This window comes from Pseudomonas sp. TWI628, from assembly GCF_039673865.1.
Taxonomy (GTDB): domain Bacteria; phylum Pseudomonadota; class Gammaproteobacteria; order Pseudomonadales; family Pseudomonadaceae; genus Aquipseudomonas.
On record NZ_JBDJMM010000006.1, the window covers coordinates 142,654 to 161,642 of the forward strand.

An 18,989-nucleotide genomic window follows, 5' to 3' on the forward strand; every position below is an offset into this window, starting at 1 on the left:
GTCAGTCAGCTGTGACCAGCTTGGCCTGGCCAAGGTTCGCCAGGCGAATGCTGTCCTGTGCCTGCTGGATCTCGCCCTGGCTGCTGAACGGCCCCAGGCGCACACGATGCAGGGTTTGCTGGTTACGCACGATGGAGCTGATGAACACCGGCGCGCTGACCATGGTACTGAGCTTGGAACGCAGCAGTTCGGCGGCATCCGGGTTGGCGAAGGCGCCCACCTGGAGAACGTTGCCAGCACCGCCGGCCGCTACGTTGTTGCCAGCCACCTGCACCGGCACCACCGGCGCCGCGTGTTGCTGCGGTGGCGGGGTCCATTGCTCGACGCGACCAGTACTGGCCGGGATCGCCTGGGTCTGGGCAACCTGCGGCTCCTTGAGCATCAACGGCGGCTGCTGGCCTTTCTGCGCCCACCATTGCTGCGGGTCGATGCCTTCAACGCGCACGTGAGCGGTACCGATCTCGGCGTAACCGAGCTTCTTCGCCGCCGCGTAGGACAGGTCGATGATGCGGTCGGAGTAGAACGGGCCACGGTCGTTGACGCGCAGGATCACGCTGCGGCCGTTGGCCAGGTTGGTCACCCGCACGTAGGCCGGCAGTGGCAGGGTCTTGTGCGCCGCGCTCATGCCGTACAGGTCATAGAGCTCGCCGTTGGCGGTGTTCTGCCCGTGGAACTTGGTGCCATACCACGATGCGGTGCCCTCGGCGCGGTAGTTGCGCGCGTCCTGCATCGGGTAGTAGGTCTTGCCCAGCACGGTATAGGGGTTGGCCTTGTAGGCACCGGTGTGCACGGTTGGCGTGGCGTCAGGGATCTTGTTGACGTCCACGTCCCACCACGGCGCGCCGTCCTTGTGTGCCCGGTTGATATCCAGGCCAGGCTGCGAGCGGACTACGTTGCCGCCGCCCTGGGGGGTCGGGCGGCTGGAGGAACAGCTGACCAGCAGCACGCCAACGGTCATGCAGGTCAGCAGTTTGAAGGTGTTGGCAGAGAAGATTGCACGCATTACTTGACACCCCGTACCTGGACCAGCTGCTCGGCAAGCTGATGCACCGCCATGGCATACATCACGCTGCGGTTGTAGCGAGTGATCGCGTAGAAATTCTTCAGGCCCATCCAGTACTCGGGGCCGTTGTCGCCTTCCAGGCGGAAAGCAGTCACCGGCAGATCATCGCGCAGCGCATCATGGCTCGACCAGCCCAGCGCCCGCAACTCCCCGACTGTCTTGACCGGCTCGATTCCAGTGGTGACGCCCTCGTCAACCCGCGTCCCACTGACCTGGGCGCGGCTGACCACGCCCTCGCCGGCCACCCAGCCATGGCGCTTGAAGTAGCTGGCCACGCTGCCGATGGCATCGTCGGGGTTGTTCCAGATATTGATGTGGCCGTCACCGTCGAAGTCCACCGCGTAGTTGCGGAAGCTGCTCGGCATGAACTGCGGCAGGCCCATGGCGCCGGCGTAGGAACCCTTGAGGTTGAGCGGGTCGATCTGCTCGTCACGGGCCAGCAGGAGGAATTCGCGCAGCTCCTTGCGGAAGAATTCGGCACGCGGCGGGTAATCGAAGGCCAGGGTCGACAAGGCATCGATCACCCGGTAGTTGCCGGTGTTGCGACCGAAGAAGGTCTCCACGCCGATGATCGCGACGATGTACTGCGCCGGCACGCCATATTCTTGCTCGGCTCGGGCCAGCACCGCCTCGTGCTGGCGCCAGAAATCCACACCACGGGCAATGCGCGCGTCAGTGATGAACATCGGCCGGTATTCCTTCCACGGCTTGACCCGTTCGGCCGGGCGCGAGATGGCGTCGAGGATCGACTGCTTGCGCTGCACCTCACGGAATACACCGTTCAATTGCTCGGGGGCAAAGCCGTAGTCGCGGCTCATCTGGAGAACGAACTCGGTCACCTGCGGCGAGCCGTCGTAGTCGCCGGCCTGGGCCAGCTGTACAGCGCCGAACAGGCCCACCGCGCCGATCCACGGCGCACAACGGGCAGCCCAGTTACGCACTGCTTGCATGAAATTCTTCACCTTATTCAAACCTGCGCGATCCATTTGCGGTGCGTGTGGATCGACATCAGAACGCCAAACGCTGACAGCAGCGTCACCAACGAAGTTCCGCCATAGCTAATGAAGGGCAGCGGCACACCCACCACAGGCAACAGGCCGCTGACCATACCAATATTGACGAACACATAAACAAAGAAGGTCATGGTCAGGCTGCCCGCCAGCAGCTTGCCGAACAGGGTCTGCGCCTGCGCGGTGATCATCAGGCCGCGGCCGATCAGCAGCAGGTAGACGATCAGCAGCAGGCAGATGCCGACCAGGCCGAACTCCTCGCCAAGCACCGCAATGATGAAGTCGGTGTGGCTCTCGGGCAGGAAGTCCAGGTGCGACTGGGTACCCAGCAGCCAGCCCTTGCCGAACACGCCACCGGAGCCGATGGCGGCCTTCGACTGGATGATGTTCCAGCCGGTACCCAGCGGGTCGCTTTCCGGGTCGAGGAAGGTCAGTACCCGCTGCTTCTGGTAGTCGTGCATCACGAAAAACCACATCGCCACCGCTACCGGCACGGCCGCCGCCAGCACGCTGAGGATCCAGCGCCAGCGCAGGCCACCCATGAACAGCACGAATGCACCGGAGGCAAGAATCAGCAGCGCCGTGCCCAGGTCAGGCTGACGGACGATAAGAATGAACGGCACGCCGATCAACACCAGGCTTATTGCCACGTGTTTCAGGTGCGGCGGCAAGGTGCGCTTGGACAGGTACCAGGCGATGGTCGCCGGCATGATGATCTTGAGGAATTCCGAGGGCTGGAAGCGGATCACCCCGGGGATGTTGATCCAGCGTGTGGCGCCCATCGCGTTGTGGCCCATGACGTCCACCACCACCAGCAGGAACACCCCGACCAGATACGCCAGCGGCACCCAGCGGGCCATGAAGCGCGGCTCCAGCTGGGCGATGACGAACATCGAGACCAGGCCGATGCCGAACGAGGTGGCCTGCTTGAGCAGCAGGTCCCAGTTCTTGCCACTGGCCGAATAGAGGACGAACAGGCTGCCGGCCGCGAGGGTCAGCAGGATGATCAGCAAGGGGCCGTCGATGTGGATGCGCTGCAGGAAGCTGGCGCGTCGACGCATCACGTCCTCGCTGGAGAGCATGCGATCGAAATTGTTCTTCACTGGGCCGTTTCCTGGGCGACGGTGGCGGGCGCGAATTCGCTTTTCAGCCGGCCGCTCTCGTCGAGCAGCCAGGCATCCATGATCTGCCGCACCACTGGCGCAGCGACGCCAGAGCCGGACTCACCGTTCTCGACCATCACCGAGACCACGATCTTCGGATCGTCGGCCGGGGCAAAGGCCACGAACAGCGCGTGGTCGCGGTGGCGCTCCTGGAGTTTGTTGCGGTCGTACTTCTCGCCTTGCTTGATCGCCACCACCTGGGCGGTACCGCTCTTGCCGGCGATGCGGTACTGGGCACCGGTTGCCGCCTTGCGCGCGGTGCCGCGGGCGTTGTGCATCACCTGCTCCATGCCGTGGGTAACCTTGGCCCAGTCGGACTTGTCGCGCAGGACGATGTCCTCCATGGGGTTGGGGTCCACCGGCGGCTGGCCCTCGATGGTCTTGGCCAGGTGCGGACGGTTCCACACGCCCTTGTTGGCGATCAGTGCAGTGGCCTGGGCCAGCTGCAGCGGCGTGGCCTGCATGTAGCCCTGGCCGATGCCGAGAATCAGCGTTTCACCCGGGAACCAGGCCTGGCGACGGGTGGCGCGCTTCCACTCGCGCGACGGCATCAGCCCGGGCGACTCCTCGAACATGTCGAGGGCAACCTTCTGGCCGATGCCGAACTTGTTCATGTAACTGGACAGCCGATCAATACCCATCTTGTGGGCAAGGTCGTAGAAGTAGGTGTCGTTGGAGCGCATGATCGCGGTGTCCAGGTCGACCCAGCCGTCACCGGTGCGGTTCCAGTTACGGTATTTGTGGTCGTAGTTGGGCAACTGGTAGTAGCCCGGGTCAAATACCCGGCTGCTGGCGCTGACCACCCCGCTGTCGAGGCCGGCAATGGCCACCGCCGGCTTGATGGTCGAACCCGGCGGGTACAGGCCGCGCAGCACGCGGTTGAACAGTGGCCGGTCGATCGAGTCGCGCAGCTCGGCATAGGCCTTGAAGCTGATGCCGGTGACGAACAGGTTGGGGTCGAAGCTCGGCTGGCTGACCATTGCCAGCACCTCACCGGTACGCGGGTCGAGCGCCACCACCGCGCCGCGCCGGCCACCCAGGGCGGCCTCGGCGGCTTCCTGCAGCTTGATGTCGAGGCTCAGCACGATGTCCTTGCCCGGCTTCGGGTCGGTGCGCTTGAGCACCCGCAGCACACGGCCCCGGGCGTTGGTCTCGACTTCCTCGTAACCGACCTGACCGTGCAACTCGGGCTCGTAGAAGCGTTCGATGCCGGTCTTGCCAATATGGTGGGTGCCGCTGTAGTTCACCGGATCGAGGGTTTTCAGCTCTTTTTCGTTGATCCGCCCAACATAACCGACCGAATGAGCGAAGTGCGCACCCTGTGGGTAGTGGCGCACCAACTGGGCGACCACTTCAACCCCCGGCAGGCGGAACTGGTTGACCGCCACGCGGGCGATCTGCTCTTCGTTCAGCTCGAACAGGATCGGCACCGGCTCGAACGGCCGACGCCCCTGCTTCATGCGCTTTTCGAACAGTGCCCGGTCATCGGGCGTGAGCTCCAGCACTTCGACGATGGTATCCAGCACTTCCTGCCAGTTACCCGCACGTTCGCGGGTCATTGACAGACTGAAGCTAGGCCGGTTGTCGGCGACGATCACCCCGTTGCGGTCGAAGATCAGCCCGCGAGTCGGCGGAATCGGCTGCACATGCACCCGGTTGTTCTCCGACAGCGTCGAGTGATAGTCGTACTGGATGATCTGCAGGTAGTACAGCCGCGCGACCAGCACGCAGATGAGCAGCATGACCGCCACCGCGCCGACCACGACGCGGTTACGCACCAGGCGGGCGTCTTTCTCGTGGTCCTTGAGACGGATCGGCTGCGACATCGGACTGCTTACAGGCTCATTTGTGGTAAGGGTGCCCGGACAATACCGTCCAGGCGCGGTAGATCTGCTCGCCGATGAGTATCCTTACCAACGGGTGCGGCAGGGTCAGCGGCGACAGCGACCAGCGTTGCTCGGCGCGCGCGCAGACCTCAGGCGCCAGCCCCTCCGGGCCGCCCACCATCAAATTCACCGTGCGCGAGTCCAGGCGCCAGCGGTCCAGCTCGCTCGCCAGCTGCTCGGTACTCCAAGGCTTGCCATGGACCTCGAGGGTGACGATGCGTTCCCCAGGCTGAACCTTGCTCAGCATGGCCTCGCCCTCCTGACGGATCAGGCGGGCGACGTCGGCATTCTTGCCACGGGTGTTCAGCGGGATTTCCACCAGCTCGAGCGACAGCTCCTGGGGCAGGCGCTTGGCATATTCATGCCAGCCTTCCTCGACCCACTTGGGCATGCGCGAGCCGACCGCGATCAGGCGCAGACGCACGACGCTTCCTTACTCTCGGTCTTTGAGTTTGTCGGTGAAGTAGTCGCTGGCGTTTTCCGGGCTGTGGTGCTTGGCATCGGCCGCACGGCTCTGTTCGGCGCCCAGCCACAGGCGCTCCAGGTCGTAGAACTGACGGGCAGCAGCGGTCATCATGTGCACGATGACGTCGTTCAGGTCCAGCAGCACCCAGTCGCTGTCGCCCTTGCCTTCTTCACCCAGAGGCTGCGCGCCCTCTTTCTTGACCGTTTCACGGACCTTTTCCAGCATCGCGTTGATCTGGCGGTTGGAGGTACCGGTGGCAATGATCATGTAGTCGGTCAGGCTGTGCTTCTCGCGCACGTCGATGACCTGGATGTCCTGGGCCTTGACGTCTTCCAGGGCGCTGATGGTCAATTTGACCAGTGCTTCGCCATTGATTTTCTGCTTGCTCATATAAAACTCTTCAACTCGTTTGGATGAGGCGCCCTGGGGCACCGTCAGTTAGGGGCACGATACAGTTCGTGCGCCTCGATGTAGGCCAGTACGGCGTCCGGCACCAGGAACCTCACCGATTTGCCGCTGGCCAGCAGCTGTCGGATCTGTGTAGCCGACACCGCGAGCGGCGTCTGCCAGACGAACGAAATATTCCCCGCCGGGCCGGACATGGCGGTGGGATCGCTCTCCGAGCGCGCAGCCAGGAGGTTGCGCAACTCGTCAGGGGGTTCAACGTCGGCATCCGGGCGTTGCAGCACCAGGATGTGACAGTGTTGCAGCAGTTCTTCCCAGCGGTGCCAGGTGGGCAGGCCGCAAAAGGCATCCCAACCCAGTACCAGGAACAGCTGGTCGTCGGCACCCAACTCGGCGCGAATCGACTCCAGCGTGTCGATGGTGTACGACGGTTTGTCGCGTTCAAGCTCGCGGGCATCGACGCTCAGGCAATCGACACCCTGCACCGCTTCACGGACCATGGCCAGGCGGTCATGCGCCGCCACCTGCGGGGTATCGCGGTGTGGCGGGCGGGCGTTGGGCAACAGGCGCAGCTCATCGAGCGCCATGAACTCGGCCACTTCCAGCGCGCTGCGCAGGTGACCGATGTGCACGGGGTCGAAGGTACCGCCAAGAATGCCGATGCGCCGGACTGCCTGGGCCTTGCTCAACTCAGCAGGACTCCTGGCCACGCAGCTGGCCGTCACCGATCACCACGTACTTCTCGCAGGTCAGGCCTTCCAGGCCGACCGGGCCGCGGGCGTGCAGCTTGTCGGTGGAAATGCCGATCTCCGCGCCCAGGCCATATTCGAAGCCATCGGCGAAGCAGGTCGGGGTGTTGAGCATCACCGATGCCGAATCGACCTCGGCCATGAACTGGCGGGCCTGACCCTGGTGCTCGGTGATGATCGAGTCGGTGTGGTGCGAGCCGTACTGGTTGATGTGCTCGATGGCCTGGTCCAGGCCTTCAACGACGCGAATCGACAGGATCGCGTCGAGGTACTCGGTGTGCCAGTCGTCTTCAGTGGCCGGCTTGGCCTCGATCAGCGCACGGGTACGCTCGCAGCCACGCAGTTCGACGCCCTTCTCCTGGAAGCGGCGGGCCATTTCCGGCAGGAAGCCTTCGGCCACACGCTGGTCGACCAGCAGGGTTTCCATCGCGCCGCAGATGCCGTAGCGGTAGGTCTTGGCGTTGAATGCCACGCGCCAGGCCTTGTCCAGATCGGCGTGCTCGGCCACATAGACGTGGCAGATGCCGTCCAGGTGCTTGATGACCGGCACGCGGGCATCGCGGCTGATGCGCTCGATCAGGCCACGGCCGCCGCGCGGCACGATGACATCGACGAACTCGGGCATGCTGATCAGCGCGCCAACGGCCTCGCGGTCAGTGGTCTCGACCACCTGCACCACGGCAGCCGGCAGGCCGGCTTCGGCCAGGCCACGCTGGATGCAGATGGCGATGGCGCGATTGGAGTGGATGGCCTCGGAGCCGCCGCGAAGAATAGTGGCGTTGCCCGACTTCAGGCACAAGCTCGCGGCATCGATAGTCACGTTCGGGCGCGACTCATAGATGATCCCGATCACCCCCAGTGGCACGCGCATCTTGCCGACCTGGATGCCCGACGGGCGGTAGCTCATGTCGCGGATGGCACCGACCGGGTCAGGCAGGCTTGCAACCTGACGCAGCCCGGTGATCATGCCGTCGATGCGCGCCGGGGTCAGCGCCAGGCGATCGAGCAGCGCTGGCTCCAGGCCATTGGCACGGCCGGTGGCCAGGTCCAGTTCGTTGGCTGCGGCAAGCTCGGCGCGCGCAGCATCCAGCGCATCGGCAGCGGCCTGCAGGGCGCGGTTCTTCTGCGCGGTGCTGGCACGTGCGATGACGCGGGAAGCCTGGCGCGCGGCGTGACCCAGGCGGGTCATGTAGTCAAGAACGGACTCAGTCATGGGTTCGGTGTCTTGGCGAAGGGGAAATCGGCTGATTATAACTGCCGCGCAGCTATACGCCCAGCAGTGGGGGAGGGATGGTATAGGAAGATTGAGAAAAGGTATTACGAGTTAACGCCAAACGCTTGCTGCAGACCACCTCCAATTTAAGCGCGGGCGGTCTGCCGTATTCGTTTCAGGCCGAAAACATGTCGAGCAGCTGATCGACCGAAACCATCGGCAAAGGAATCGTGATGCAGGCCCAATACCAGCGCCTGTCGTCATGCTCGATAGCCAGGAGGGTCGTGAATGCGGAAGGTGCCAACAGGGCGGGAACGAATGTCCCATTCTGTGAGACGTGACCATTACCGCTGACAACGCGCCATTCGATATCAGCATCCGGAACGAGAACTTCTTTCGAGTGTTGGTCCTTGTAATACAGCGCAAGCTTCAGGCGGCCAGCTTCCTTCGACATTCGAAAGTAGTGAGTCTGCTTTATGTTGTGGACGAGGAAGGCAGCATCAGCACCTTCACCGCCCGACAACGAGGCAGTGACAGTATCAACGACAAGGGGATCGCTGACCGCACTCTTCCTCACGCTCAGCCCTTCCAACTTCTCATCCTCTTCGTAAGCGATCGCAGCGTCCAGGTCCTTGGGCGGTACGTACCAATGCCTGCCGCCTGCAGAGTCGAGCTCACCCAGTGCCCCCTCGTTCATATGCCATTGCACGGACGTGCCACCGGTCGCCTCGAAAAGCTCTATTTTCGCGTCCCCCCTCGAAATGACATGGAGCACTGGATTCAAGCCTGGCACTGTGCTGTCCGGCACTTCAGGGGTATTGGCTTCGTTCACTGACGCCAGCGTGGCTACTTCAGCCCAGATATCGATCCCCGCGACAGCGGATCTCAATTTCTCCACGCGTGAACGCGGCGCCAATAGCGCCAGCACGCCGGCCATATCGCCTCGTGGCGGCAACGGTAGCAGCAAGTCGATGCTGTAGTAGGCCAGCAGAAACTCATTCCAACCAACATAAGGCGGGCTGAACATGCCGCCTGTTGCATCAGCACCAGCGTTCAGCGATAGCTTGCCAGCCGGCTTCCCCTCTCGATGAAGGAACAGGGTGACATTGACGGCATCCACACGGCGGAAATACCCAGTCAGGGTTTCAGCCAACCCCGATTTTTCACGTGCCAGGCTCAACGTGCGCCAGCCTTTGCCATCCCCTTTGAGATAGGGTAGAAACATCTCCGCCTCACGCGGATATCGGGTCGCATCGCCCGACCTCACTACATAATGGGTCGGCTGGGTATTGGACAAGCGATAATAACCGCCCGAAAAGCCTATTCGTGCCCCTTCCAGCGGAAACGCCTGGCACAGCGTGCGCTGAACTGTCGAACTGGACTCGATGGTAAGTATTTCCCTGAAAGCACCTTGCCGCTCATTCACACTCAGCGTGATATTTGTTTCATTGCTGATATCCCGACCCACCACCAGCTCGAATCTGCCATCCTCGTAAAATGAATACCAAGGGGACGATATTTCTCCGACAAACCACCTCCACGTTTTCCCTGGCGTCACCACCGACTCCAGCGCCACCACGTCCGCCGCATGCTGTGGCGCCCTGCGTTGAGCCGCCCACAATCTGTTGAGCAGCTTGAAATCGATGTCCATACGCGCCTGCCAGCCTTTGAGATCTGGGAGTGCGGTTACTGGCGAAGACTTACCCCTATCTGCAGGTCCACTCATTGCTTGGTGCTTCCGGTCCGTTGCGAGTGATGCCCAGCGTCCCAGTCTTCGCGCCCGCGTGAAACTGGCAAAAATATCAGGTTACCCGACGGGACTCGCCCCGCTTGCCCGCCGATTGTTATGATCGGGCGAAACTGATTTCGAAGCCCCCATGTCGACCACGACCCGCTCGTCTGGCGCTCTGAGCGCTGCTTTCTTCAACCGCGATGCCCAGCAATTGGCCAGGGATCTGCTGGGCAAGATCATTCGCCACCGTCATGGCAATCTTTGGCTCGCCGCACGCATCATCGAGACCGAGGCCTATTACCTGACCGACAAAGGTAGCCACGCCTCACTCGGCTACACGGAGAAGCGCAAGGCACTGTTCCTCGATGGCGGCCATATCTACATGTATTACGCCCGCGGTGGCGACTCGCTCAACTTCAGCGCCCAGGGCCCGGGTAACGCGGTACTGATCAAGTCGGCCTACCCGTGGGTCGATGCCATCTCTGATGCCAACAGCCTGGCGCAGATGCAACTGAACAACCCCGATGCCAGCGGCAACCTGCGCCCGCCCGAGCGCCTGTGCGCCGGGCAGACCTTGCTGTGCAAGGCCATGGGCCTGAAAGTGCCGCACTGGGACGCACAACGCTTCGACCCCGAACGCCTGTACGTCGAAGACTGCGGCATTGCCGTGCCACGGGTGATCCAGGCGGCACGCCTGGGCATCCCCCACGGGCGCGACGAGCACCTGCCGTACCGCTTCGTCGATGCCGAATTCGCCCGCTTCTGCACCCGGAACCCGCTGCGACGGGGCCAAGTCGAAGGGCAAGACTTTTTCATCCTCGAACAAGGAAGCTGAAACATGGGCCAATGGCTCGACAGCCTGACCGGCTGGCTCAGCGCCAACCCCCAGTGGCTTGGCCTGGCGATTTTCCTGGTGGCTTGCGTGGAATGCCTGGCCATCGCCGGCATTATCGTGCCAGGCACGGTGCTGCTGTTCGCGGTTGCCGTGCTGGCTGGTAGTGGTGCATTTACCTTGGGAGAAACCCTGCTGCTGGGGTTCCTCGGTGGCCTGCTCGGTGACGCGTTGTCGTACACCATCGGCAAGTATTTCCACCAGAACATCCGCCGCTTGCCGCTGCTGCGCCACCACCCGGAATGGATCGGCAGCGCCGAGGCCTACTTCCAGCGCTACGGCATCGCCAGCCTGCTGGTCGGCCGCTTCATCGGCCCGCTGCGGCCGATGCTGCCGATGGTCGCCGGGATGTTCGACATGCCGCTGCCGCGCTTCATCGCCGTCAGCCTGGTGGCCGGTGCTGGCTGGTCAGTGGCTTACCTGCTGCCAGGCTGGGCCACCGGTGCGGCCATGCGCCTGCCCTTGCCGGAAGGTTTCTGGCTGGATGCCGGGATCATTGTCGGCACCCTGGCGGTGCTGATTGGCCTGAGCCTGAACAGCAGTATCCGTGACCAGCGTCACGGCACCCGGCTGATCGCCGGCCTGAGTTTCATCGCCCTGACAGGCCTGTTTCTCGGCTGGCCCTACCTGCACGAGTTTGACCAAGGGATCATGACACTGGTCCAGGAACACCGCAGCCAGGCCATTGATGGCACCGTGGTGCTGGTGACACGGCTTGGCGACTTCAAGACGCAGTTCTTCCTCGGCGGCTTGCTGACCGGTTTGCTACTGCTGGCCCGTCAGTGGCGCCATGCCGTGTTTGCCGGCGGTGCATTGATGGGCACCGCGCTGGCCAACGGCTCACTGAAATGGTTGTTCGCCCGGGCAAGGCCAGAAGTGCTGACCGACCCACTGACCAGCTACAGCATGCCCAGCGGGCATAGCTCGGCATCGTTTGCATTCTTCCTGACCTTGGCGGTACTGGCAGGTCGCGGCATGCCGCCGCGCATGCGCCTGACCTGGGTGATGCTGGGCTGCATTCCGGCACTGGCGATCGCCTTGTCGCGGGTGTATCTGGGCGCGCATTGGCCGACCGACATCATGGCCGGGGCCTTGCTGGCCTGTTGCGTGTGTGCGCTGAGCCTGACGCTGGTGCAGCATCGACAGCCGCTGACGGCACTGCCGCAGAAAGTTTGGTGGCTGGTGTTGCCGGCGTGTATCGCGTTGCTGGCGTTCTTTGCCATGCATGCATTGCCCGACGCGCTGCTTCGCTACCAGTATTGATTTAGCCTGCACCGGCCTCTTCGCGGCGGTTCGGCGCGAAGAGGCCAGTGCAGGCCATTGAGTTCAATCAGGCAAACAACTCACCCTGAATCCGCTCCAGCAGCTTCTGGATCTCTTCCAGCCGCTGCGCCGGCGAGTCGATTGCCAGCAAGTCCAGCTTGTCCTCTTCCATGAACGGCAGCAGATAGGCCAGCTGGTTGGCCAGAGCCTGGCGCCCGTCGACCTCCCGCGGCATGTCCAGTGCCTCGACCATCGGGTGCTCGCCCAGGGCCACCAGCAGCGCCAGGAGGTCATCGTCATGCTCGGTGAGCGGGCTGTCCGGCTGCTCCGCCAGCCAATGCACCTCGCCCACCAGTAACTGGTCCTTCTGCACCTCGGTCTGGCTCAGCTCGAAGCGACGGACACCTTCCACACGAATGCCCAGCAAACCGTTGTCTTGCTGAACGAAGTCACGGATCACCGCCTCGCAGCCAATCGAGGCCACCACCGGCGGCGCCTTGCCGACCTGCTCGCCTTCGACGATGCACACCACGCCAAAGCCAGTGCCCTGCTTCATGCAGCGGCCAATCATGTCCAGGTAGCGCGCCTCGAAGATCTGCAGATCCAGCAGGCAACCGGGAAACAACACGGTATTGAGGGGAAACAGCGGTAGCGTCATCACAACTCCTCAAGCCACCAGGCTGACCGCCAACGGCAGGAACACCGCCGTGGCCACCCCCATCAGGCTCATCGCCAGCGCGGCAAAAGCGCCGCACTCGTCACTTTCCTGCAAGGCCACCGAAGTGCCCACGGCGTGAGCCGTCACACCCAGCGACATACCCCGCGCCTCCGGGCTGTGCACACCCAAGCGGGTCAGCAGCGCCGGGCCAAAGATCGCCCCGATCACGCCAGTAATCAATACGAATACGGCCGCCAACGCCGCCACGCCACCAATCTGTTCAGCCACCAGCATGGCGATCGGCGAAGTGACCGATTTCGGCGCCATGGTCATCAGGATCATGTGTTCGGCACCGAACCACCAGCCCAGCAGCAGGCAGCAGACCGTTGCGAACAGGCCTCCGATTACCAGCGTAGTAAATGTCGGCCAGAACAGTTGCCGGATACGCCGCAGGTTGAGGTAGAGCGGCACTGCCAGGGCCACGGTGGCGGGGCCGAGGAGGATGTTCATGATCTCGGTGCTCTTGCGGTATTCGGCGTAGCTGATGCCGCAGGTCAGCAGCACGCCAATCACCAGCAGCATCGATACCAATACCGGCTGCAGGAAGATCCAGCGGGTCTTTTCATAGGCTGCCAGCACGATCTGGTAAGCGCCCAGGGTGATACCGATGCCGAACAACGGGTGGTGGATGACGGCGTCGAGCGCTCCTTGCCAGTCCAGGATCATGGCTGCTCCTCGCGCTTGCCATGTTGACGGTCGATGAGCTTCTGCATCAGCAGGCCGACGAACACCAGGGTCACCAGGCAGGAAATCAGCAACGCACCGGCAATCGCCCAGAAGTCTGCGGCAATGTCCTTGGCATAGACCATCACCCCCACCGCCGGAGGCACCAGCAGCAGTGGCAAGTAGCGCAGCAGGCTACCGGCGGCCTCACTCAGCGGCTTGCCGACTTCGCCACGGGCCATGAGGAAAAACAGCAGCAGCAACAGGCCGATGATCGGCCCCGGCAGAATCGGCACGTACAAGTGATTGAGCGCCGTACCCAGCAGTTGAAACAGCACCAGCCAGGTCAAACCACGCAACAGCATAAGGATCTCCTTCAGGTGGCGGCCATTATAAGCACGCGCTGCCCATAAGCCGATATTCGCCTAAAAGCGGGCATCTTGACTGAAACGGTTCGCCGTGCTGATCTTGCACTCTCGTACCAAATGACAACCTTGGAGAGTCGCCATGCCCTATGTACCGGTTAACGAGCTGTCGCAGTACGTTGGAAAGGAGCTGGGACGTTCCGACTGGCTGAAGATCGACCAGCAGCGCATCAACCTGTTCGCCGAAGCCACCGGCGATTTCCAGTTCATCCATGTCGACCCGGAAAAGGCGGCGAAAACCCCGTTCGGCACCACCATCGCCCATGGTTTCCTGACCTTGTCGCTGATCCCCATGCTGATGCTGGATATCCTGGTGCTGCCTGAGGGTGTGAAGATGGTGGTCAATTACGGGCTGGACAGCGTGCGCTTCATTCAGCCGGTGAAAGTCGACAGCCAGGTGCGCCTGAAGGTCGACCTGACTGAGGTAATCGAGAAGAAGCCGGGGCAATGGCTGCTCAAGGCCACCGCTACTCTGGAGATCGAAGGCGAAGAGAAGCCGGCCTACATCGCCGAACCCCTCTCGCTCTGCTTCGTCTGATGACCAGGCCTCTTCGCCGGCAAGCCTGCGAAGAGGCACACACCGATTTCGATTGGATCACAGATACCTCCGCCCCCTATTCTGCGGCATACTCGGGAGACTTTTTGCCCGGATTCCGCCATGCGTGCACTGCTCCCCCTCGCACTGACCCTGATGCTCGCTGCCTGTGGCGATGGCGAGTCGTTGTCCCCGCCCGACGCGCGCCTGCCCGACGGTGGCCGCTACCGGGGCCAGGTGGTCGATGGGTTGCTGCAGGGCGAGGGACGCATCGACTACCCCAACGGCAGTTGGTACGCCGGCAGCTTCAAGGACGGCCAGTGGCACGGCCAGGGCGAGTGGCACGGCAGCAATGGCGAGATCTACCGTGGCCAGTTCGACAAAGGGCTGTTTCACGGCCTGGGCGACCTGACCACCCCGGGCAGCCACTATGCCGGCACGTTCAGCCACGGTCGGCGGGACGGTGAAGGTAGCCTCAAGCAGGCCGACCAGACCTACCGCGGCCAGTTCAAGGACGACCAGTACGAAGGTGCAGGCGAGCTGGAAATGGCCGACGGCAGCCGCTACCAAGGCTTGTTCGCCAAAGGCAAACCCAATGGCGCCGGCGTGCGCAGCGATGCCAGCGGCAACCAGTTCAGCGGCCGTTTCGTCGATGGCCAGCTGCAAGGCAGCGGCACCTACGACAGCGTCGATGGCGAGCAATACATCGGCGAGTTCAAGGACAACCGCCTGGAAGGCCGCGGCCGCTACGAAAATGCCGACGGCGACGTGTGGATCGGCAACTTCAAGGACGGTTCGCTGATCGGCGAAGGTGAAATGCTCGGCAGCGATGGCAGCCACTACAAAGGCACCTTCCTCGACTGGCACCTGTCCGGCCAAGGCAGCCTGCAGCTGCCTGACGGCAGCAGGTACGTCGGCGGTTTCGACAACGATGCCTACCACGGCCATGGCACGCTGACCCTGGCCAATGGCAAGGTCGAAAGCGGCACCTGGGCCAATGGCGTGCGCGTACGTGACCAGAAGGGCAAACTGCTGCCCGACCCGCTGGACCTGGCCCTGCTCAACCAGGGCCGCCTGCTCGATGACGCACTGGCCCGGATACCGCGCTCGGCGTCGCCCATCCAGTTGTACAGCCTGGTACTGGCCGGCGATGGCCAGCAAAGCGTGTTCCTGCGCGAAGCCGATTATGTCAGCAACATGCTCAAGGTACGTTTCGGTGCCCGCGGCCAGGTCACCCTGGTCAACCACCGCGACCAGATGGCCACCCGCCCCATGGCCACCCGCGAGAACCTCACGCGCGCCGCCCGCACCCTGGCCGAGCGCAGCGGCCCGGAAGACCTGATCTTCATCTATCTGACCAGCCACGGCAGCCAGGACCACCAACTGGTGCTCGACCAGCCACGCCTGCAACTGGCCGACCTGTCCGCCGACGAACTGGCCAGTGCCCTGGCGCCACTCAAGGACCGCGACAAGGTCATTGTCATCTCAGCCTGCTATTCCGGCGGCTACATCGCCCCGCTCAAGGATGATCGCACGGTGATCATGACCGCGGCACGTGCCGACCGGGTATCGTTCGGTTGCTCGGAAGAAGCTGACTTTACCTACTTCGGCGACGCCCTGTTCGCCGAGGCCCTGAACCAGACCGACGACCTGAAACAAGCGTTTGAACTGGCGCGTACCAGCGTTGCCGAAAGAGAACGAAGGGAAGGTTTCGAAGCCTCCGAGCCGCAAATCTGGGCGCCGCCCGCAGTACTGGCACATTGGCAGCAACTGCGTCGGCAACAGGCCGAAGAAGCCTTGCGTAATGCAGCACAGGCCAAGGCCGAGGAACAGGCAAAAACGCCTGCCAGCCGCTAAGCTTGTGTGTAACAAGGGAGAGACATCATGTACTTGACGCCTCAGCATGTCCTGCTTGCCGGAGCCACCGGCCTTACCGGCGAGCACTTGCTCGACCGCCTGCTCAACGAACCCACCATCAGTCGCGTACTGGCACCGACCCGTCGGCCACTGGCCGAACACCCTCACCTGGAGAACCCGGTGGGCGACCCGGCGGTGTTTCTCCCGCAACTGGCCGGTCGGGTCGATATTGCCTACTGCTGCCTGGGTACCACCCTCAAGCAGGCGGGCTCGGAGCAGGCGTTTCGCGCCGTCGACCTGGACATGGTCGTCGCCTTCAGCAAGCGTGCACGGGAAATGGGGGCGCGGCATCTGTTGGTGGTCAGCGCGATTGGGGCCGACCCCAAGTCACCGATTTTCTACAACCGGGTCAAGGGCGAGATGGAAGAAGCGCTCAAGGCTCAGGACTGGCCACAACTGACCATCGTGCGGCCGTCGCTGCTGCTGGGTGAACGGATACAACCGCGGCTCGGCGAGAAGCTGGCATCGCCATTTTCGAAGTTGATGCCCGGTAAATACCGCGGGATCGAAGCCTGCACCCTGGCTCGGGCACTGTGGCGCCTGGCGCTGGAGGAAGAGGACGGCATTCGGGTCATCGAGTCCGACGAGTTGCGCAAACTCGGCAAGAAATAGCCCCTACAAGCCGCCTGTAGCCTGAAACCCTATGCCTGCCGCGGTCAGCAACGACAGCGGCAGGAACAGCGTATCCAGCAGCATGCTGCCCGGCAGGTCCAGGTGCGGATAAGCCGGCGCCTCAGCCCCGTAGCGATCCTTGGGGCAGCACCCGCCGTTGATCACATACAGGTCCAGCCGGGTTCCGGCATACACCACCGGCGCCCCTGGTTTGTTGGCATCCAGCGTGCGCACCGTGGCGCAGCCGCCGAGCAGGCTTGCCGCCAGCAAGCCGGCCAGCAAACGCCTCAATCGTCAGCCCCGAAATGATGCTCGCCCCAGCGCGGCAACATGTCCTGCGGAATGTTCAGCAGGTTGAGAATGCGCGCCACGACGAAGTCGATCAGGTCATCGATGGTCTGCGGCTGGTGATAAAACCCCGGTGCCGCCGGCAGGATCACTGCGCCCATCTGCGACAACTTGAGCATGTTCTCCAGGTGAATGGTCGAGAACGGTGCCTCGCGCGGCACCAGGATCAACTGCCGACGCTCCTTGAGGGTAACGTCGGCGGCCCGCTCGATCAGGTTGTTGCAGGCACCGGTGGCGATTGCCGACAAGGTACCGGTCGAACACGGCACTACCACCATCGCGGCTGGCGCACCGGAGCCCGAGGCCACCGGTGACATCCAGTCTTCCTTGCCGTACACACGGATCTGCCCATCGGCCGCTCCGGTGTATTCGGTGAGAAACGCCTGCATGGCCTGCGGCTTGGCCGGCAGCAGCACGTCGGTCTCGGTGGCCATCACCAGTTGCGCGGCCTTGGAGATGAGGAAATGCACCTCACGGTCTTCGCGCACCAGGCAATCGAGCAGACGCAGGCCATAGTGCACGCCGGAGGCGCCGGTCATGGCCAGGGTGATACGCTCCGGTCCGCTCACTTCAAGGCCTCGGCCAGCTTGCCGTGCAGGCCGCCGAAGCCGCCGTTGCTCATGATCACCACATGGGTGCCCGGGCGTGCCTGGCCTTTGACCCGCTCGATGATCGCGTCGAGGCTGTCGGCAACCACGCTTGGCACCTTGCATTGCGCCGCCGTGGCAGCCAGGTCCCAACCCAGGTTGGCGGGTGCGTACCAGACCACCTGGTCGGCGTCGTTGACGCTCTCCGGCAGACCGTCACGATGGGCCCCCAGCTTCATGGAGTTGGAGCGCGGCTCGATGATGGCGATCACCGGTGCTTCGCCAACACGCTTGCGCAGGCCGTCGAGGGTGGTGGCAATGGCGGTCGGGTGGTGGGCGAAATCGTCGTAGATGGTCACGCCCTGGACTTCGGCGACCTTCTCCATACGCCGTTTGACGCTCTTGAACGCGCTCAGGCCATCGATGCCCATGGCTGGCACCACGCCTACATGACGGGCAGCGGCCAGCGTGGCGAGGGCGTTGGCGACGTTGTGCTGGCCGGTCAGGGCCCAGTCCACCACACCCTGCACTTCACCTTCGAACAGCACCTCGAAACGCGAGCCGTCGGCGCTGAGCAGGCGCGCTTGCCACTGGCCACCTTCACCGGTGGTCTGCACCGGGGTCCAGCAGCCCATCCCGATCACGCGCTCCAGCGCCTGCTCGGTGGTCGGGTGAATCACCAGGCCTTCGCTCGGAATGGTCCGCACCAGGTGGTGGAACTGCCGCTCGATGGACGCCAGGTCAGGGAAGATGTCCGCGTGATCGAACTCGAGGTTGTTGAGGATCGCGGTGCGCGGGTGGTAATGCACGAACTTCGAACGCTTGTCGAAGAAGGCGCTGTCGTATTCGTCGGCCTCGACCACGAAGAACGGCGTGCCGCCCAGGCGCGCCGACACCGAGAAGTTCTGCGGCACGCCGCCGATCAGGAAGCCCGGGCTCATGCCGGCATGCTCCAGCACCCAGGCCAGCATGCTGCTGGTGGTGGTCTTGCCGTGGGTGCCCGCCACGGCCAGGACCCAGCGGCCCTGCAGCACGTGGTCGGCCAGCCACTGCGGGCCAGACACATAAGGCAGGCCCTTGTTCAGCACATACTCCACCGCCGGGTTGCCCCGCGACATGGCGTTGCCGATCACCACCAGATCAGGTGCAGGGTCCAATTGAGCAGGGTCGTAGCCCTGGGTCAGCTCGATGCCCTGGGCTTCGAGCTGGGTGCTCATCGGCGGATAGACGTTGGCGTCGGAACCGGTGACGCGGTGGCCGAGCTCTTTGGCCAGTACGGCCAGCGAGCCCATGAAAGTGCCGCAAATACCGAGAATATGAATATGCATGGTCGACCTCGCAA

The 18,989-nt window shown here is 63.2% G+C and carries 20 protein-coding genes; 5 read left to right on the forward strand and 15 right to left on the reverse strand.

The genetic code is table 11. From position 1 onward, the window contains the following. Window position 1: 1 nt before the first annotated feature. The 9 genes from ABE528_RS06665 to ABE528_RS06705 all read right to left on the reverse strand — a co-directional run bounded on the left by ABE528_RS06665 (window position 2) and on the right by ABE528_RS06705 (window position 9,606). Window positions 2-1,003, reverse strand: a complete 1,002-nt coding sequence (locus ABE528_RS06665) for a septal ring lytic transglycosylase RlpA family protein (protein ID WP_346652504.1) — start codon at window positions 1,001-1,003, stop codon at window positions 2-4. Continuing rightward, window positions 1,003-2,013 carry a lytic murein transglycosylase B gene (gene mltB, locus ABE528_RS06670; protein ID WP_346652505.1) on the reverse strand — a complete coding sequence of 337 codons (1,011 nt, stop codon included), beginning with the start codon at window positions 2,011-2,013 and terminating at the stop codon, window positions 1,003-1,005. Before mltB ends, ABE528_RS06665 begins: the two co-directional genes overlap by 1 nt. Before the next feature lie 17 nt (window positions 2,014-2,030). Continuing rightward, window positions 2,031-3,134 (reverse strand): rod shape-determining protein RodA, encoded by a 1,104-nt coding sequence (gene rodA / locus ABE528_RS06675; protein WP_177408561.1) that lies wholly within the window; start codon window positions 3,132-3,134, stop codon window positions 2,031-2,033. Window positions 3,135-3,172: 38 nt separating this feature from the next. Further along, on the reverse strand, window positions 3,173-5,062 hold the full coding sequence (mrdA, locus tag ABE528_RS06680; protein WP_346652506.1) for a penicillin-binding protein 2: 1,890 nt from the start codon (window positions 5,060-5,062) through the stop codon (window positions 3,173-3,175). A gap of 16 nt (window positions 5,063-5,078) precedes the next feature. Next, window positions 5,079-5,546 (reverse strand): 23S rRNA (pseudouridine(1915)-N(3))-methyltransferase RlmH, encoded by a 468-nt coding sequence (gene rlmH, locus ABE528_RS06685; RefSeq protein ID WP_060479215.1) that lies wholly within the window; start codon window positions 5,544-5,546, stop codon window positions 5,079-5,081. Window positions 5,547-5,555: 9 nt separating this feature from the next. Further along, complete coding sequence (rsfS, locus tag ABE528_RS06690) at window positions 5,556-5,978, reverse strand: ribosome silencing factor (protein WP_152956229.1); 423 nt, start codon at window positions 5,976-5,978, stop codon at window positions 5,556-5,558. A 44-nt stretch (window positions 5,979-6,022) separates the two neighbouring features. Then, entirely contained in the window at window positions 6,023-6,682 is a 660-nt protein-coding gene (nadD, locus tag ABE528_RS06695; RefSeq protein WP_152956230.1) for a nicotinate-nucleotide adenylyltransferase, read from the reverse strand. A 1-nt stretch (window position 6,683) separates the two neighbouring features. Continuing rightward, the gene (locus tag ABE528_RS06700; RefSeq protein WP_346652507.1) at window positions 6,684-7,955 is read right to left on the reverse strand and encodes a glutamate-5-semialdehyde dehydrogenase; all 1,272 of its coding nucleotides are present in this window, start codon (window positions 7,953-7,955) and stop codon (window positions 6,684-6,686) included. A gap of 175 nt (window positions 7,956-8,130) precedes the next feature. Beyond that, complete coding sequence (locus tag ABE528_RS06705; protein WP_346652508.1) at window positions 8,131-9,606, reverse strand: hypothetical protein; 1,476 nt, start codon at window positions 9,604-9,606, stop codon at window positions 8,131-8,133. Between the two features lie 226 nt (window positions 9,607-9,832). Here ABE528_RS06705 and ABE528_RS06710 point away from each other — a divergent pair, with 226 nt between their 5' ends. Beyond that, entirely contained in the window at window positions 9,833-10,522 is a 690-nt protein-coding gene (locus ABE528_RS06710) for a DNA-3-methyladenine glycosylase (RefSeq protein WP_346652509.1), read from the forward strand. 3 nt (window positions 10,523-10,525) lie between these two features. Then, window positions 10,526-11,842 carry a bifunctional DedA family/phosphatase PAP2 family protein gene (locus ABE528_RS06715; protein WP_346652510.1) on the forward strand — a complete coding sequence of 439 codons (1,317 nt, stop codon included), beginning with the start codon at window positions 10,526-10,528 and terminating at the stop codon, window positions 11,840-11,842. 67 nt (window positions 11,843-11,909) lie between these two features. Here the strand turns inward: ABE528_RS06715 and ABE528_RS06720 are convergent, their stop codons facing one another. The 3 genes from ABE528_RS06720 to ABE528_RS06730 are packed head-to-tail and all read right to left on the reverse strand — an operon-like array spanning window position 11,910 to window position 13,588. Further along, window positions 11,910-12,500 (reverse strand): LON peptidase substrate-binding domain-containing protein, encoded by a 591-nt coding sequence (locus tag ABE528_RS06720; protein ID WP_152956235.1) that lies wholly within the window; start codon window positions 12,498-12,500, stop codon window positions 11,910-11,912. Between the two features lie 9 nt (window positions 12,501-12,509). Next, the gene (locus tag ABE528_RS06725; protein WP_178120070.1) at window positions 12,510-13,220 is read right to left on the reverse strand and encodes an LrgB family protein; all 711 of its coding nucleotides are present in this window, start codon (window positions 13,218-13,220) and stop codon (window positions 12,510-12,512) included. 2 nt (window positions 13,221-13,222) lie between these two features. Further along, window positions 13,223-13,588 (reverse strand): CidA/LrgA family protein, encoded by a 366-nt coding sequence (locus ABE528_RS06730; RefSeq protein WP_346652511.1) that lies wholly within the window; start codon window positions 13,586-13,588, stop codon window positions 13,223-13,225. 142 nt (window positions 13,589-13,730) lie between these two features. Here ABE528_RS06730 and ABE528_RS06735 point away from each other — a divergent pair, with 142 nt between their 5' ends. The 3 genes from ABE528_RS06735 to ABE528_RS06745 all read left to right on the forward strand — a co-directional run bounded on the left by ABE528_RS06735 (window position 13,731) and on the right by ABE528_RS06745 (window position 16,712). Next, window positions 13,731-14,186 carry a MaoC family dehydratase gene (locus tag ABE528_RS06735; RefSeq protein ID WP_152956237.1) on the forward strand — a complete coding sequence of 152 codons (456 nt, stop codon included), beginning with the start codon at window positions 13,731-13,733 and terminating at the stop codon, window positions 14,184-14,186. A gap of 120 nt (window positions 14,187-14,306) precedes the next feature. Continuing rightward, the gene (locus ABE528_RS06740; protein WP_152956238.1) at window positions 14,307-16,040 is read left to right on the forward strand and encodes a C13 family peptidase; all 1,734 of its coding nucleotides are present in this window, start codon (window positions 14,307-14,309) and stop codon (window positions 16,038-16,040) included. 27 nt (window positions 16,041-16,067) lie between these two features. Next, on the forward strand, window positions 16,068-16,712 hold the full coding sequence (locus tag ABE528_RS06745) for an oxidoreductase (protein ID WP_152956239.1): 645 nt from the start codon (window positions 16,068-16,070) through the stop codon (window positions 16,710-16,712). A 3-nt stretch (window positions 16,713-16,715) separates the two neighbouring features. Here ABE528_RS06745 and ABE528_RS06750 read toward each other — a convergent pair whose 3' ends face one another. Genes ABE528_RS06750 through mpl form a run of 3 tightly spaced genes read right to left on the reverse strand, consistent with a single transcriptional unit; the run spans window position 16,716 to window position 18,975 of the window. Next, a complete protein-coding gene (locus ABE528_RS06750) occupies window positions 16,716-17,003 on the reverse strand; it encodes a YceK/YidQ family lipoprotein (protein WP_152956240.1) in 288 nt (95 codons plus the stop codon). After that, window positions 17,000-17,629 (reverse strand): flavin prenyltransferase UbiX, encoded by a 630-nt coding sequence (gene ubiX / locus ABE528_RS06755; RefSeq protein ID WP_346652512.1) that lies wholly within the window; start codon window positions 17,627-17,629, stop codon window positions 17,000-17,002. The genes ABE528_RS06750 and ubiX overlap by 4 nt, the downstream gene beginning before the upstream one ends. Next, window positions 17,626-18,975 (reverse strand): UDP-N-acetylmuramate:L-alanyl-gamma-D-glutamyl-meso-diaminopimelate ligase, encoded by a 1,350-nt coding sequence (gene mpl / locus ABE528_RS06760; RefSeq protein ID WP_346652513.1) that lies wholly within the window; start codon window positions 18,973-18,975, stop codon window positions 17,626-17,628. Before mpl ends, ubiX begins: the two co-directional genes overlap by 4 nt. Between the last annotated feature and the right edge of the window lie 14 nt (window positions 18,976-18,989).

What these genes read in the sequence shown, in the direction of transcription:
- ABE528_RS06665 (WP_346652504.1), bottom strand. Translation starts at nt 1,003, where the DNA reads ATGCGTGCAATCTTCTCTGCCAACACCTTCAAACTGCTGACCTGCATG.
- mltB (WP_346652505.1), bottom strand. Translation starts at nt 2,013, where the DNA reads ATGCAAGCAGTGCGTAACTGGGCTGCCCGTTGTGCGCCGTGGATCGGC.
- rodA (WP_177408561.1), bottom strand. Translation starts at nt 3,134, where the DNA reads ATGCGTCGACGCGCCAGCTTCCTGCAGCGCATCCACATCGACGGCCCC.
- mrdA (WP_346652506.1), bottom strand. Translation starts at nt 5,062, where the DNA reads ATGTCGCAGCCGATCCGTCTCAAGGACCACGAGAAAGACGCCCGCCTG.
- rsfS (WP_152956229.1), bottom strand. Translation starts at nt 5,978, where the DNA reads ATGAGCAAGCAGAAAATCAATGGCGAAGCACTGGTCAAATTGACCATC.
- ABE528_RS06700 (WP_346652507.1), bottom strand. Translation starts at nt 7,955, where the DNA reads ATGACTGAGTCCGTTCTTGACTACATGACCCGCCTGGGTCACGCCGCG.
- ABE528_RS06705 (WP_346652508.1), bottom strand. Translation starts at nt 9,606, where the DNA reads ATGGACATCGATTTCAAGCTGCTCAACAGATTGTGGGCGGCTCAACGC.
- ABE528_RS06710 (WP_346652509.1), top strand. Translation starts at nt 9,833, where the DNA reads ATGTCGACCACGACCCGCTCGTCTGGCGCTCTGAGCGCTGCTTTCTTC.
- ABE528_RS06715 (WP_346652510.1), top strand. Translation starts at nt 10,526, where the DNA reads ATGGGCCAATGGCTCGACAGCCTGACCGGCTGGCTCAGCGCCAACCCC.
- ABE528_RS06720 (WP_152956235.1), bottom strand. Translation starts at nt 12,500, where the DNA reads ATGACGCTACCGCTGTTTCCCCTCAATACCGTGTTGTTTCCCGGTTGC.
- ABE528_RS06730 (WP_346652511.1), bottom strand. Translation starts at nt 13,588, where the DNA reads ATGCTGTTGCGTGGTTTGACCTGGCTGGTGCTGTTTCAACTGCTGGGT.
- ABE528_RS06735 (WP_152956237.1), top strand. Translation starts at nt 13,731, where the DNA reads ATGCCCTATGTACCGGTTAACGAGCTGTCGCAGTACGTTGGAAAGGAG.
- ABE528_RS06740 (WP_152956238.1), top strand. Translation starts at nt 14,307, where the DNA reads ATGCGTGCACTGCTCCCCCTCGCACTGACCCTGATGCTCGCTGCCTGT.
- ABE528_RS06745 (WP_152956239.1), top strand. Translation starts at nt 16,068, where the DNA reads ATGTACTTGACGCCTCAGCATGTCCTGCTTGCCGGAGCCACCGGCCTT.
- mpl (WP_346652513.1), bottom strand. Translation starts at nt 18,975, where the DNA reads ATGCATATTCATATTCTCGGTATTTGCGGCACTTTCATGGGCTCGCTG.